13 protein-coding genes are annotated in these 13,582 nt (G+C 69.4%); 5 read left to right on the top strand and 8 right to left on the bottom strand.

Annotated features, from left to right (window positions below; translation table 11 throughout):
* Positions 1–39: 39 nt before the first annotated feature.
* Positions 40–1,077 carry a M23 family metallopeptidase gene (locus G6N58_RS13895; RefSeq protein WP_115278292.1) on the top strand — a complete coding sequence of 346 codons (1,038 nt, stop codon included), beginning with the start codon at positions 40–42 and terminating at the stop codon, positions 1,075–1,077.
* A gap of 4 nt (positions 1,078–1,081) precedes the next feature.
* Entirely contained in the window at positions 1,082–1,681 is a 600-nt protein-coding gene (locus tag G6N58_RS13890) for a hypothetical protein (protein ID WP_170314341.1), read from the top strand.
* On the opposite strand, the gene G6N58_RS13885 is transcribed toward G6N58_RS13890, so the two are convergent.
* Positions 1,678–2,226 (bottom strand): isochorismatase family protein, encoded by a 549-nt coding sequence (locus G6N58_RS13885; protein ID WP_068915232.1) that lies wholly within the window; start codon positions 2,224–2,226, stop codon positions 1,678–1,680. The two genes, G6N58_RS13890 and G6N58_RS13885, sit on opposite strands and share 4 nt — an antisense overlap.
* Positions 2,227–2,229: 3 nt before the next feature.
* Positions 2,230–4,539, bottom strand: coding sequence for a DNA helicase PcrA (gene pcrA, locus G6N58_RS13880; protein ID WP_115278293.1), 2,310 nt, complete (start codon positions 4,537–4,539; stop codon positions 2,230–2,232).
* Between the two features lie 199 nt (positions 4,540–4,738).
* Here pcrA and G6N58_RS13875 point away from each other — a divergent pair, with 199 nt between their 5' ends.
* A complete protein-coding gene (locus tag G6N58_RS13875; RefSeq protein ID WP_115278294.1) occupies positions 4,739–5,056 on the top strand; it encodes a chorismate mutase in 318 nt (105 codons plus the stop codon).
* Here the strand turns inward: G6N58_RS13875 and G6N58_RS13870 are convergent.
* From G6N58_RS13870 to G6N58_RS13860, 3 genes are read right to left on the bottom strand one after another with little or no spacing between them, the layout of a single operon-like run.
* Positions 5,050–5,613, bottom strand: a complete 564-nt coding sequence (locus G6N58_RS13870) for an NUDIX hydrolase (RefSeq protein WP_115278295.1) — start codon at positions 5,611–5,613, stop codon at positions 5,050–5,052. The genes G6N58_RS13875 and G6N58_RS13870 overlap by 7 nt on opposite strands.
* Entirely contained in the window at positions 5,514–7,601 is a 2,088-nt protein-coding gene (locus tag G6N58_RS13865) for an SGNH/GDSL hydrolase family protein (RefSeq protein ID WP_115278296.1), read from the bottom strand. The genes G6N58_RS13870 and G6N58_RS13865 overlap by 100 nt, the downstream gene beginning before the upstream one ends.
* Positions 7,602–7,659: 58 nt before the next feature.
* Positions 7,660–9,108, bottom strand: coding sequence for an NAD-dependent succinate-semialdehyde dehydrogenase (locus G6N58_RS13860; RefSeq protein WP_163908165.1), 1,449 nt, complete (start codon positions 9,106–9,108; stop codon positions 7,660–7,662).
* A 49-nt stretch (positions 9,109–9,157) separates the two neighbouring features.
* Between G6N58_RS13860 and pgi the strand changes: the two genes are divergently transcribed.
* Complete coding sequence (gene pgi / locus G6N58_RS13855) at positions 9,158–10,813, top strand: glucose-6-phosphate isomerase (protein WP_115278297.1); 1,656 nt, start codon at positions 9,158–9,160, stop codon at positions 10,811–10,813.
* 176 nt (positions 10,814–10,989) lie between these two features.
* On the opposite strand, the gene G6N58_RS31180 is transcribed toward pgi, so the two are convergent.
* The 3 genes from G6N58_RS31180 to G6N58_RS13840 form a co-directional block, all read right to left on the bottom strand.
* Positions 10,990–11,544 carry a hypothetical protein gene (locus G6N58_RS31180; protein WP_308207341.1) on the bottom strand — a complete coding sequence of 185 codons (555 nt, stop codon included), beginning with the start codon at positions 11,542–11,544 and terminating at the stop codon, positions 10,990–10,992.
* Between the two features lie 118 nt (positions 11,545–11,662).
* Positions 11,663–12,526: an Fpg/Nei family DNA glycosylase gene (locus tag G6N58_RS13845; RefSeq protein ID WP_115281526.1), complete on the bottom strand. Its 864-nt coding sequence runs from the start codon at positions 12,524–12,526 to the stop codon at positions 11,663–11,665.
* Positions 12,527–12,558: 32 nt separating this feature from the next.
* Entirely contained in the window at positions 12,559–13,110 is a 552-nt protein-coding gene (locus G6N58_RS13840; protein WP_115278298.1) for a TetR/AcrR family transcriptional regulator, read from the bottom strand.
* 91 nt (positions 13,111–13,201) lie between these two features.
* On the opposite strand from G6N58_RS13840, the gene G6N58_RS13835 reads away from it, so the two are divergent.
* Positions 13,202–13,570, top strand: coding sequence for a hypothetical protein (locus G6N58_RS13835; protein ID WP_115278299.1), 369 nt, complete (start codon positions 13,202–13,204; stop codon positions 13,568–13,570).
* Positions 13,571–13,582 lie beyond the last annotated feature (12 nt).

Here is a 13,582-nt window from a genome sequence, read left to right as displayed (position 1 = left end):
CAGATAACGCTTTGGTCACGACTAGAGGGACGTTTCAGGTTGGCGCAACACCGCTCGGCAGCATCTCCCACCAGGGACGAGCCGACCAGCGCACCCGAAATCTCGCGGCTGGCGAACCGCTACATTGGTCTCCCAGTGGCCGCCAACGACATCACCGACGTCATCTCCCTCGATGATCTCGAGTCCGACGTGCTCAACGCACCGGAACTCGACGACCTTCATGACGTCGACGACATCGCCCCCGTGATCCTGCTGCGTCGCGTCGAGCACAACGACGTGACCCGGGACCTCGGGGCCGTTGTCGACAGCGAGGCCGACGACGACGACACCTTCAGCGGCTACGACCCCGACCTCACCGAAGTGATCCCGCGCGCGGGCGCGCACCGCAAGCCCGCCGCCAGCGCCCTCAAGGGCCGCGTGATGATCGCCGCGATGGCCGCCGGTGCCGCGGCGGCCGCGGCGCACTCCGCCATCAACCCGTCCGACACCGCGACCGCCGAAGCGGTCCTGGCCTCCGGCCAGCAGTCGATGAACGGGGCCCTGAACACCGCGTCGCAGGGCATGCAGTTGGTCACCGTGGCGCCCACCGCGCTGACGCCGATGCACTCCGAGGAACTGGCCAAGGGCGCCGCCTTTGCGCAGGAGCGCGCCGAGCGCGAAGCCCGGCTGCAGCGCCCCCTGTTCGTCAAGCCCACCCAGGGCATCTTCACCTCCGGCTTCGGCTACCGCTGGGGCGCTCTGCACGGCGGCGTCGACATCGCCAACTCCATCGGCACCCCGATCTACGCGGTGTCCGACGGCGTGGTCGTCGACGTGGGGCCGACGGCCGGATACGGCGCGCTGGTCAAGCTGCGGCACTCCGACGGCACGGTCACGCTGTACGGCCACATCAACAGCTGGAACGTCACGCTCGGCGAGCGGGTGTTCGCCGGCGACCAGATCGCCACCATCGGCAACCGCGGCAACTCCACCGGGCCCCACCTGCACCTCGAGGTCCTGGTCAACGGCACCGACCGGATCGATCCGGTGCCGTGGCTGGCCAAGCGCGGTATCAGCGTCGGCGCGTACGCCGGCTGACCCGGTGCCCGAACCGGACCCAGACCACACCCGCATCCTCCGGCGTGCCCCGCAGGCCCCGCCGTCAGCCGCAGACGACACCCGCACCGGCATCATCCGCCGCGCCCCCACCGGTCCTGTTCCCGCTCAACCGGATCCGCGCACGACACACATCCCCACCGCGCCCGAGGCGCCCACCGGCCTGATCCCGCCGGTGTCTGCGCCGGCGCCGCTCCCGACAGCTGCGGCGCCCCCGACGGTCCCGTCCCCGCGCGGTGCCATCGCCACGTCCGTGGTGGCGATGCTCAGCGGCTGGGCGGTGTCGGTGGTGGCCACCGACCTGATCACCGGCTGGTGGGAGACGGATCGGCTGTTCTGCCTCGGCGTGGGGTTCCTGGCGTTCGTGTTCGCGGCGTCCACGGTCGCCGGCCTGATCACCGTGCTGCTGCGCCGCGCCGTGGGCCGCTACCTGATCGCCAACGGTGCGGTGGTCGCGCTGCTGACCTTCGGGGCCGTGTTTGTCGCCGGCGCGAAGATCCCCTGGCCGGTGTATCTGATCCCGGTGCTGCCGGTGCTGAGCGTGGTGCTGGCGTTCCTGCCCGGCACGCGACGCTGGACGTCCTAAAAAGTCACGTCGGCCGCGGGCACCACCGTCGCCTGCCGACCGGGAGCGCGCTGGAACGACCAGTACAGATTGGTGTGTGCAACCACCTGCGCCGGCGGCGGCGCCCCGTACTCACTGAGGTCCGAGGTGGTGTGCGCATCGGCGACCAGCGTCACGTCGTACCCGCGCACGAAGGCGCCGTGCAGGGTGGAGCGCACACACGCATCGGTCTGCGCTCCGGTCACCACCAGCCGGCCCACCTCCCGCTGGGCCAGCACCTCCTCCAACTCGGTGGCTTCGAAGGAGTCGCCGAAGTTCTTCTCCACCAACGGCTCTGAGTCGTCGGGCGCCAGCTCTGCGACGAGCTGCCAACCATCGCTGCCACGGGCCAGATCGTCGTCGCTGTGCTGCACCCAAATCACCGGCACCTGGTGTTCGCGCGCACGGCGCACCAGCGCCGCGATGGTCGCGACCACGCTGTCACGCTGATGCGCGCCGGCCACCACGTCCTGCTGGACATCGACGACCAGCAGTGCGGTACCGGTTCGGTTCGCCAATGTGGTCATGGGTCACAGCTTGCTGATCGGCGCGTGGTTGTGCATCAGTTTGACCCGGCCGGCGCTGCCGAAGTCGATGAGCGACATGGCCGACTCCCCCACGCCCGCGACTTCCTCGACGCGGCCGAGCCCGTACTTGTCGTGGGTCACCCGGTCGCCCGGCGCCAGCACCACCAGCGTCTTGTTGCGCGGAGCGGTCCGGCCGGGGGCAGGCCGCGGGGTGCCGTAACGCCCGGCGTTGCCCACCGGGGCGCTGAACCCCGAGGGCGCGACGTCGGTGCGCCGCCAGTCGATCAGCTCCTGCGGGATCTCGCGCAGGAAGCGCGATTCCGGGTTCAGCATGGGCTGGCCCCAGGACGAACGGACCTTGGCGCGGCTGAGGTAGAGCCGCTGCCGGGCGCGGGTGATGCCGACGTAGGCCAGCCGGCGTTCCTCGGACAGTTCCTGCGGATCACCCAGGGCGCGCATGTGCGGGAACATGCCGTCCTCCCAGCCGGTCACGAACACCACCGGGAACTCCAGCCCCTTGGCGGTGTGCAGCGTCATCATGGTCACCACACCGGCGCCGTGCTCGGGGATCTGGTCGGTGTCGGCCACCAGCGACACCCGCTCCAGGAACTCGGCCAGCAGACCGGTCTCGGGCACGTCCTCGTCGACCGGCTCGTCTTCGTCCCGCAAGGCCAGGGCGTTGGCCCGGTCGGTACTGAATTCGTGTGCGACGCTGACCAATTCGTTGAGGTTGTCCAGCCGGGCCAGGTCCTGGGGGTCGTTGGAGGATTCCAGCTCCCGACGGTAGCCGGTGCGGTCCAGCACGTCCTCGACCAGATCGCCGAGTTCTTCGTCCAGCTTGGCGCGCATCTGGTCGAGCATCTCCATGAATCCGGCGATGGCCTTCTCCGAGCGGCTGTTGAGCATCGGGACCTTGCCCTCGGCCGCGGCCAGCAGCGCGTCGTTGAAGCTGCCGCCGGTGTTCTCCGCGTACACCGCCACGCAGGCCTCTGCGCGGTCGCCGATGCCGCGGCGCGGGGTGTTCAGGATGCGCCGCATGCTCACCGTGTCGCCGGGGTTGTCCAGCACCCGCAGGTAGGCCACGATGTCGCGGATCTCCTTGCGCTCGTAGAAGCGCACTCCCCCAACGACTTTGTAGGGAATACCGGCGCGGATGAACACCTCTTCCAGCGCGCGTGAGGAGTTGTTGGTGCGGTAGAACACCGCCACGTCGTTGTAGTTGATCTCACCCTTGTCGGCCAGCGCCTCGATCTCCTGGGCGACGAACCGCGCCTCGTCGTGCTCGTTGTCGGCGACGTAGCCGACAATCAGCTCGCCTTCCCCGGAATCGGTCCACAGCCGCTTCTCGCGGCGGCCGGCGTTGCGGGCGATCACCGAGTTGGCGGCGTTGAGGATGGTCTGCGTGGAGCGGTAGTTCTGCTCCAGCAGAATCGTGGTGGCGTTCGGGTAGTCGCGCTCGAAGTCCTCGATGTTGCGGATGGTGGCGCCGCGGAACGCGTAGATCGACTGGTCGGCGTCACCGACCACGCACAGCTCACCGGGGCCCACGCCGTCGTCGGCGGGCAGGTCGTGGCCCACGAGCTCGCGCACCAGCACGTACTGGGCGTGGTTGGTGTCCTGGTACTCGTCGACCAGGATGTGCCGGAACCGGCGGCGGTAGTACTGGGCGATCTGCGGGAAGGCCTGCAGCACCGCCACCGTCTCACCGATGAGATCGTCGAAGTCCAGGGCATTGGCCGCGCGCAGCCGGCGCTGGTACTCGCCGTACACCGAGGCCACGGTGCGCGCCAGGTCATCGGAGCTCTCGTCTAGGTCGGCAACCGCCCGGTCGGGCTCGATCAGCTCGTTCTTCAGGTTCGAGATGGCAGTGGCCAGCAGCCGCGGGGTGTAGCGCTTGGTGTCGAGCCCCAGGTCCTTGCCGATCATCAGCAGCAGCCGGCGCGAGTCGTCGGCGTCGTAGATGGAGAAGTTGGAGTTCAGCCCCGGCAGCAGCGAGGCCTGGTTGCGCAGGATCCGCACACAGGTCGAGTGGAACGTCGACACCCACATCGCGCGGGCCCGCGGGCCGACCAGCTGCGCCACCCGCTCCCGCATCTCGGCGGCGGCCTTGTTGGTGAACGTGATGGCCAGGACCTGCCCCACGCCGACGTCCCGGGCCGCCAGCAGGTAGGCGATCCGCCGGGTCAGCACCGCGGTCTTGCCCGAGCCCGCGCCCGCGACGATCAGCAGCGGCGTGCCCTCGTGCAGCACGGCCTGCCGCTGCTGGGGATTCAAACCCTCGAGCAACTGATCGGTTTCGGTAGTCACACTCATATCGACAACGAACTTACCGCTGGACACAGACACTTTGCGCCGATGCGGGTATTGGTGGCACACTCGATTGGTGCTCAACGCGCGGCGTCGATTTTTTTACGGGTACCGGATACCGGTGCCCGGCGCTTAGCGACTTCCCTGAGCCCCGCGGTCCGAATCCGGATCCGGGGCTCTTCTGTTGTGTGAGGCCCGAAAACGGATGAGACCCAACCCACCCACCAACAGCGAGAACTCGGAGCAGGACATGAGTACCGAAGCCGAAACCCCGGCCACCGCAGAGGACATCGACGATCTGCGCCTCGAGATCGACCGCCTGGACGCCGAGATCCTGGCCGCCATCGCCCGCCGCACCGAGGTCTCCAAGATCATCGGCAAGGCCCGGATGGCCTCCGGCGGCACCCGGCTGGTGCACAGCCGCGAGATGAAGGTGATCGAGCGGTACAGCACCCTGGGACCGGAGGGCAAAGACCTGGCCATGCTGCTGCTGCGCATGGGCCGCGGTCGCCTGGGCTACTGAATCAGTTCCGGGATCAGCACCCGGGTGTCCGGCACGAACGGCCACGCCGGATCGGCCAGGTGCCCGGCCAGCTGCGCGTCGGTCCACCACCAGCCGTCGGCGATCTCCGAGGCCTGATGCCGCAGCGGCCCGTCGAACCGGATCCCGTAGGCGAACAGGTGACACCGCATCGGCCGCCCGGCCCACTGCCCGTCCCACGCCGCCGACGCCAGGAACTCCGGCTGCACCCCCGAGACCCCCAGTTCCTCGGACAGCTCCCGCACGGCGGTGTCCAACGGGGTCTCGCCGGGATCGACGACGCCACCGGCCAGGCAGTCGTGCATACCGGCGAACACGGCCTTGGTCTCCGTGCGACGGTGCACATAGATCCGCCGGCCATCTCCGGAGCGCACCAGCACCCCGGCGCTGCCGTGCCACAACCCGTCGGCGTAGACCTGCGAACGCGGAGCCGCGCCCGTCACCGTCCCGGCGGCGTCGTAGACGGCGATGATTTCTTCGGAGCTCGATCCTCCGGAGCGCTGTCTTCCAATGCACTGATCAGCCACGGCGCCAACCATTCCACGGCCTCGGGCGTCGGGTGCAGCCCGTCACCGCGCAACCGGATGCCGTCGACCCGGTTTTGGTAGTAGCCGCCCGGGCCCATCTTCTTGTTCAGGTCCAGCACGGTCACGTTCGGCCGCTCGGCGGCCACCTCCCGCACCAGCGTGTTCCAGGCATCGGTGCGCGCCGGCCGGTCCTCCGGGTAGAGGCTGCCGTCGGAGCGTTCGGCGCGGCGGCTGTACGGGGCGGTGGTGACGACGACGTTGGCGCCGGTGGCGCTCACGATGTCCAGCGCGCGGTTCAGTTCGCCGCGCAGGTACTCGTCGTAGGCGTCCTCGCCGACATTGGCCCAGTCTCCGTCGTGCATCCGGTCGACGATCTCCCACCGCCCGATCATCAGCAGCACGGTGTCGGGCCGGGAGTGCTCGATGCGCTGGGCCCAGCGGCTGGGCCAGGTGTCGCATTCCGGCTTCTGTGTCAGTTCCTGGCCCGTCATCCGATACGGGCCGCCGCGGGCGATCCCGCAGCCGATGGTGGTGTAGTCGGCCAGGTGCAGCTCCGGGGTGGGCGGGAAGTAACGCATCAGCGTCCAGGCCACCGAATCCCCGAACACCGCGACCGTCGGCGTCGCCGAATCGTCGACCCCGGAACCCACCAGCACCGGCACCTCGGGCATCACCATGGCCGCCGAGGAGATGTCCAGCGGATCGTCGAGCGGCGCGGCGATGTCCACCCGCACGAACGTCGCGGTCAGGACGGCGGCGGTGGCGGCGGTAGCCGTGGCCAACCGCAGCATCGGCACCGACGAGGGTCGCCAGCGTTGCACCGGCTGCTCGATCGCCCACCACGACAGCGCCGCGAACGCCAGGGTCACCGCGCAGCGCACCGCGAACAGCGGCCATCCCGTCCAGCCGGTGCGTTCGCCGTTGAGCACCAGGAACACCGGCCAGTGCCAGAGGTACACGCCGTAGGAGATGGCACCCAGCCACACCAGCGGCGGCAGCGCCAGCACCCGGGCCACCGGTCCGCGCTGATCGAGCGCCACCGGCACCACCACCAGCACGGCGCCGACGGCCACCGCGATCAACAGCCCGGCGCGGAAGTCCGCGACGGCGCCGGTGGCGCGGTGCGCGACGAACGCCAGGACCGCGATGCCTGCCACCGACGCCAGCCGGGCGGCCCACCGGATCCAGCGGTTGCGCAGCACGGTCACTCCGGACGTCAGCGCCGACCAGTCGCGCACCAGCAGGGCGGCAGCGGCCGCGCCGATCAGCAGCGCCTGCACGCGGGTGTCGGTGCCGAAGTACACCCGGTTCACGTTCTCCTCGGACACCCACCGCAGCGCCAACGTCGCCGAGGCGGCCGCGCCGGCCAGCGCCAGTCCGAACACCGTCCAGCGCACCACCGCAAGCGCGGGCGCGGCCTTGCGCGCGGTCAGCAACAGCAGCGCCACGGCGACGATCAGCAGCGGCCAGACCAGGTAGAACTGCTCCTCCACGCCGAGGGACCACATGTGCTGCAGCGGCGACGGCGGGCTGCCCTGCGAGAAGTAGTCGGTGCCCTGGGCCACGAACGCCCAGTTCGCCACCCACAGGAAGGCGGCCACGGCGTCGTCGCGCAGGCCCGTGATGGAGTCCGGCGGGAACAGCGCGCGGGCCACCAGCACCGCGGCCACCACGATCAGCAGTGCGGGCAGCAGCCGCCGGGCGCGGCGAACCCAGAAGTCGCGCAGGCTGATCCGGCCGGTGCGGCCCAATTCGTCGAGCAGCAGCGAGGTGATCAGGAACCCGCTGAGGACGAAGAAGACGTCGACGCCGAGGAAGCCGCCCGGAACGCCCGGAACCCCGCCGTGTTCGGCGAGGACGAGGAGCACCGCGACGGCCCGGATGCCGTCGAGGGCGGGGATGTTGCGTCCCGCGCGCCGGGTTTTCGGGGTGGTTTCAGCGACCCATCGACGACGCCCGCCAATGCGGACGGGCCCCGCTGTCACGTCCCGACCTCCCATGGTGTTGCCGGGAGTCTAGAAGCGTGGCGGGGCCCGATCCGGGAGGCGCTCCGCGGGGTTACAGAGTCAACGCGATGTACTTGGTGTCGAGGTACTCCTCGATGCCCTCGGTGCCGCCCTCACGGCCGAAGCCGGATTCCTTGATGCCGCCGAACGGTGCGGCGGCATCGGAGATGACGCCGCGGTTGATGCCCACCATGCCGGACTCGATGCTCTCCGCCACGCGCAGCGCGCGGTCGAGGGACTTGGTGTACACGTAGGCCGCCAGTCCGTACTCGGTGTTGTTGGCGGCGGCGACGCCCTCGTCCTCGGTGTCGAAGCCGGTGATCGGTGCGACGGGCCCGAACACCTCCTCCTTGAGGATGCGGGCGTCGGCGGGGACGTCGGTGAGCACCGTGGCCGGGTAGAAGTGGCCTGCGCCACCGGGCGCCTCTCCGCCGACTGCCACTGCGGCGCCGCGGTCGACGGCATCGGTGACCAGTTCGGTGACCTTCGACAGCTGCTTGGTGCTGATCAGCGGGCCCAGCTTGGACGACTCGTCCAGGCCGTTGCCGAGGGTGAACTCGCTCATCCGCTTGACCAGCTTCTCGGTGAACTCCTCGCGGACGGCGTTGGCGACGTGGAAGCGGTTGGCGGCGGTGCAGGCCTCGCCACCGTTGCGCATCTTGGCCAGGATGGCGCCGTCCACGGCAGCGTCGACGTCGGCGTCGTCGAACACGATGAAGGGGGCGTTGCCGCCGAGTTCCATGGAGGTGCGCAGCAGCTTGTCCGACGACTGCTTGACCAGTGCCTTGCCCACGCCCGTCGATCCGGTGAAGGTGAGCTTGCGCAGCCGGCCGTCGTCGATCAGCGCGGTGGTGACACCGCCGGGATCACTGGTCGGCAGCACCGACAGCACCCCCTTGGGCAGGCCGGCGTCATCCATCAGCTTGGCCAGCAGCAGCATGGTCAGGGGCGTCTCCTGGGCCGGCTTGACGATCATGGTGCAGCCGGCGGCGAACGCGGGACCCATCTTGCGGGTGCCCATGGCCAGCGGGAAGTTCCAGGGGGTGATGGCGTAGCACGGGCCGACGGCCTGCTGGGTCACCAGGATGCGGCCGTTGCCCGCGGGGCTGTGCTGGTAGCGACCGCCGATACGGACGGCTTCCTCGGCGAACCAGCGGAAGAACTCCGCGCCGTAGGTCACCTCGCCCTTGCTCTCGGCCACCACCTTGCCCATCTCGAGGGTCATCAGCGCGGCGATGTCGTCGGCGTGCTCGGTGATGGTCTCGAACACCGAGCGCAGGATCTCCCCGCGCTTGCGGGCCGGGGTGGCAGCCCACTCCGCCTGCACGGCGGCGGCCGCGTCCAGCGCAGCGATCGCATCGGCGGCGGTGGCGTCGGCGACGGAGACCAGCACGGCGTCGTCGGCGGGATTGCGCACCTCGAAGGTCGACGACCCGGCGCGTTCCTCACCGCCGATCCACAGCCCGGTGGGAACTGACTTCAGCAGCGCGGCGATGTCCATACACCAATCATCTACCCCCTGGCCGCATGGTCCGCACTAGGGTTTGGGAATGACCGACATCGTGGATATCTCCGAGACTCCAGCCTGGACCGCACTCACCCGTCACTTCGACGAGATCGGCACCAAACACCTCACCGAGATATTTGCCGAAGACCCTTCCCGGGGTGAGGAACTCACCCTCACCGTCGGCGATCTCTACATCGACTACAGCAAGCACCGCGTCACCCGCGAGACCCTGACGCTGCTGGCCGACCTGGCCCGGGCCGCCGGGTTCGAGGCCCGCCGCGCCGCCATGTTCGCCGGTGAGCACATCAACACCTCCGAGGACCGCGCCGTGCTGCACACCGCGCTGCGGCTGCCCCGCGACGCGCAGTTGAGCGTCGACGGCCAGGACGTGGTGGCCGACGTGCACGAGGTGCTCGACGCCATGGGTGCCTTCACCGACCGGCTGCGCAGCGGCGAGTGGACCGGCGCCACCGGTGAGCGCATCAAGACCGTGGTGAACATCGGCATCGGCGGCTCGGATCTGGGGCCGGTCATGGTGTACCAGGCTTTGCGGCACTACGCCGACGCCGGGATCTCGGCGCGGTTCGTCTCGAACGTCGACCCGGCCGACCTGGTGGCCACCCTGGCCGACCTGGACCCGGCCAGCACCTTGTTCATCGTCGCGTCCAAGACGTTCTCGACGTTGGAGACCCTGACGAACGCCACCGCGGCGCGGCGTTGGCTCACCGACGCCCTGGGCGACGCCGCCGTGAGCAAGCACTTCGTGGCGGTGTCCACCAACAAGAAGCTGGTCGACGAGTTCGGGATCGACACCGCGAACATGTTCGGCTTCTGGGACTGGGTGGGTGGACGCTACAGCGTCGACAGCGCCATCGGCCTGAGCGTGATGGCCGTGATCGGCAAGGAGGCCTTCGCCGATTTCCTGTCCGGTTTCCACCTGGTGGACGAGCACTTCCGCACCGCGCCAATCGAATCCAACGCACCGGCACTGCTGGGCCTGATCGGGTTGTGGTATTCGAACTTCTTCGGCGCCCAGTCCCGCGCGGTGCTGCCGTATTCCAACGACCTGGCCCGTTTCGCGGCCTACCTGCAGCAGCTCACCATGGAATCCAACGGGAAGTCGGTGCGCGCCAACGGTTCTCCGGTGACCACCGACACCGGCGAGATCTTCTGGGGCGAACCCGGGACCAACGGCCAGCACGCGTTCTACCAGCTGTTGCACCAGGGCACCCGGCTGGTGCCATCGGATTTCATCGGATTTTCCCAGCCCACCGACGACCTGCCGACCGCCGACGGAACCGGCAGCATGCACGACCTGCTGATGAGCAACTTCTTCGCCCAGACCCAGGTGTTGGCGTTCGGCAAGACCGCCGAAGCCATTGCCGCTGAAGGAACTCCGGCTGACGTGGTGCCACACAAGGTGATGCCGGGCAACCGGCCGTCGACATCGATCCTGGCCACCAAGCTCACGCCGTCGGTGGTGGGACAGCTGATCGCGCTCTACGAGCACCAGGTGTTCACCGAGGGCGTGGTGTGGGGCATCGACTCGTTCGACCAGTGGGGCGTGGAACTCGGCAAGACCCAGGCGAAAGCGCTGCTGCCGGTGATTACCGGCGACGGGTCGCCGGAGCAGCAGTCGGACAGCTCGACCGACGCACTGGTGCGCCACTACCGGACTGAACGGGGCCGGGTGGGCTGAGCCGCCAGGCGAAGACCAGCCCGGCCCGACGTGTGAGCCGGGTGGGCTGAGCCGCCAGGCGAAGACCAGCCCGGCCCGACGTGTGAGCCGGGTGGGCTGAGCCGCCGCACCCCGGACAGCACACTGCGGCACACGATCACAAGACCGTGTGCCGCAGTGTATTTCAGATCAGTTGATCAGCCGGCCGGGACGGTGGCACAGCCGAGGCCGGGGATGCAGCCCGTCGCTCCACCGGGTCCGGCAGATCCCACCGGGCCGCCGGGGATATCGACACTGGCACCACCGGGACCGGCGTCCACCGCAGGCCCACCGGGAACCGAAGCGCTGGCACCATCGGGGCCGGCCGCGGCGCCGGTGCCACCGGGAGCAACGGCAGCAGCCCCGTCAGGGCCGGCCTGAGCCACACCGCCGGGAACAGTGGCGGCGGCGCCACCGGGACCGGCTTCAGCTCCGGTGCCACCGGGCACCACTGCGCTGGCGCCGCCCGGACCGGCGTCGACGGCAGGTCCACCCGGGACGGCCGCAGAGGCGCCGCCGGGACCCGCCTCGGCACCGGTGCCTCCCGGCGCCACGGCAGCCGCGCCACCGGGACCAGCCACCGCGTTACCTGCACACGGGGTGCCGTCGGCGTTGACGCACGGCGGTGGCGGCGGAGCCGGGGTGGTGGCCATCGCGGCGGGGGCGAAGGCGAACGCCGCGGCTGCGGCACCTGCGAACAATGCGGGGGTCATCTTCGAAAGTTTCACCATCATGTCGCTAGGGCTACCACCGCGTCTTCGTCCTTAAACCACCTGGACATGTGGGTGCGAGCTGCACCACACCCGCAGCCGGTTCATGAATTCAGCCGGTTCACTTGAGCAGCTTCGACATCCGCCGGTCGGCCAGCACCTTGCCGCCGGTCTGACACGTCGCGCAGTACTGAAAGGACTTGTCGGCGAACGAGACCTCGCGCACCGTGTCTCCACACACCGGGCACGGCATGCCGGTGCGGGCGTGCACCCGCAGCCCAGAACGCTTCTCGCCCTTCAGCGTTGCGGCCTGCTGCCCCACCGAGCGGGCGACGGCATCGGTCAGCACGGAGATCATCGCGTCGTGCAGGGCTCCCAACTGCGCGTCGGTGAGTTTGCCCGCAGTGGCGAACGGCGACAGTTTGGCCACGTGCAGGATCTCGTCGCTGTAGGCGTTGCCGATTCCGGCGATCACCTTCTGATCGGTGATCACCGATTTGATCCGACCGGTGTTGCCGCGCAGCACCGCTGCCAGTTCTTCGGGCCCCAGGGCCAGCGCGTCCGGCCCCAGCGAGGCGATGCCGGGCACCTTCGCGGGATCATCGACCAGCCACACCGCGAGCCGCTTCTGGGTGCCCGCCTCGGTGAGGTCGAATCCCGGTGCCTCCCCCGGTGTTCCGAGGTGCACCCGCAAGGCGATGGGTCCTTTGCCCGGCTTCAGTGGTGTCGCGGCCAGCTTGTCCGACCAGCGCAGCCAGCCGGCCCGCGAGAGGTGGGTGATCAGGTGCCACTCCCCGACCTGCAGGCCCAGGTACTTGGCCCAGCGGTGGGCCCCGGTGACGGTCTGCCCGTACAGAGCGGTGACCGGTGGGTCGAACGTCTTGAGCACCGAAAACGCCGAGACGTCGATCCGGCCCACCGGCAAGCCGACGGCGTGGGCGCGCAGGTAGTCGGCCAGCGCTTCGACTTCTGGGAGTTCGGGCACCAGTCCAGTTTGCCGATCTGCGCCGAGATTTGTCACCCGACCGGTTGCACGGCGGGCCACAACAACACGAACAGTCGCTCCCGCCACTGCACAGCCACCGCCCCGGTGCGCGCATGCTCGGCGAGGTAGGCGCCCACGATCGCATCCAGTAGCGCCGCGTTGTCCAGGTCGGGGCGCAGCCCACCGTCTGCTTTGCCGACGTCGATCACCGCCTCCAGTCGCTCGCGCTGCTGCACCAGGATGCGGCGGAACAGCGTGGTGAACTCGGGATCCTCGTCGGTGAGCATCGCGGCCACCCCGCCGAGGCCGACACCGCCCGACACCGCTTCGACGGCCTGGGTGATCAACCAGCGCAGCCGGTCGGTGGCCGAAGCGTCGGGGTCGATCGGCGGCGGAGAAGCCACCCGGGACAGCGCCGCCGAGAGCACTTCTCGCCGGTCCCGGTGTCGTCGGTAGATCGTTGTCTTGGCGACACCGGAGGCGGCCGCCACCGCTTCCACGGTGACCGCGCGGGGTCCGCCGCTGCGCAGCAGCGCCAACGTGGCCTCGGCGATGCGGTCTTCGACGCTGTCCATATGCACCATCCGACGGTCGCTCGGGAATGTTCTCGACCCTCATCACGCTACACTGGGCGTAGCGCTACGCTACGCGTATCGTTTGATAGAAAGGACTCACGTGACCCGCCTCAGACCGTCGACCATCAGCTACCTGGGCTACCTGATGTTGCTGCTTGCGTTCGTCTCCCTCGGGGCGCTGACGGCAGGTCTGGCGTTCGCCAGCGAGGTGGTGGCCGCCACGGCCGCAACCTCGCTGACACTCACCGCGGCCGGCTCGGTACTGAGCTTCCGCCGCGGCGCGGCCGCCCTGGCCAGGGCCAGCGAGGCCGCCGGGGCCACCCACAAGCGCAGCTTCTGGGCCGATCAACTGGAACAGGACCGCGTCGAGCGTTATCGCGCCCGGTATCGCCGCCCGAGCCTGCGCACGGTCGAAGCACCACGCCGGCACACTGCCCCAGACGCCGCCCCGGACCGTTTGTCGGCCTGATCCCATGCCATC

The organism is Mycolicibacterium tokaiense, from assembly GCF_010725885.1.
In the GTDB taxonomy this organism is placed as follows: domain Bacteria; phylum Actinomycetota; class Actinomycetes; order Mycobacteriales; family Mycobacteriaceae; genus Mycobacterium; species Mycobacterium tokaiense.
The sequence above is the reverse complement of the archived record's forward strand: the minus strand, read 5'-3'. Positions and strand labels throughout refer to the sequence as shown.

Excerpts from the sequence above, each read along its gene's own strand:
- G6N58_RS13885 (WP_068915232.1), bottom strand. The coding sequence starts at position 2,226 with ATGACCACATTGGCGAACCGAACCGGTACCGCACTGCTGGTCGTCGAT.
- pcrA (WP_115278293.1), bottom strand. The coding sequence starts at position 4,539 with ATGAGTGTGACTACCGAAACCGATCAGTTGCTCGAGGGTTTGAATCCC.
- G6N58_RS13875 (WP_115278294.1), top strand. The coding sequence starts at position 4,739 with ATGAGACCCAACCCACCCACCAACAGCGAGAACTCGGAGCAGGACATG.
- G6N58_RS13870 (WP_115278295.1), bottom strand. The coding sequence starts at position 5,613 with ATGGTTGGCGCCGTGGCTGATCAGTGCATTGGAAGACAGCGCTCCGGA.
- G6N58_RS13865 (WP_115278296.1), bottom strand. The coding sequence starts at position 7,601 with ATGGGAGGTCGGGACGTGACAGCGGGGCCCGTCCGCATTGGCGGGCGT.
- G6N58_RS13860 (WP_163908165.1), bottom strand. The coding sequence starts at position 9,108 with ATGGACATCGCCGCGCTGCTGAAGTCAGTTCCCACCGGGCTGTGGATC.
- pgi (WP_115278297.1), top strand. The coding sequence starts at position 9,158 with ATGACCGACATCGTGGATATCTCCGAGACTCCAGCCTGGACCGCACTC.
- G6N58_RS31180 (WP_308207341.1), bottom strand. The coding sequence starts at position 11,544 with ATGACCCCCGCATTGTTCGCAGGTGCCGCAGCCGCGGCGTTCGCCTTC.
- G6N58_RS13840 (WP_115278298.1), bottom strand. The coding sequence starts at position 13,110 with ATGGTGCATATGGACAGCGTCGAAGACCGCATCGCCGAGGCCACGTTG.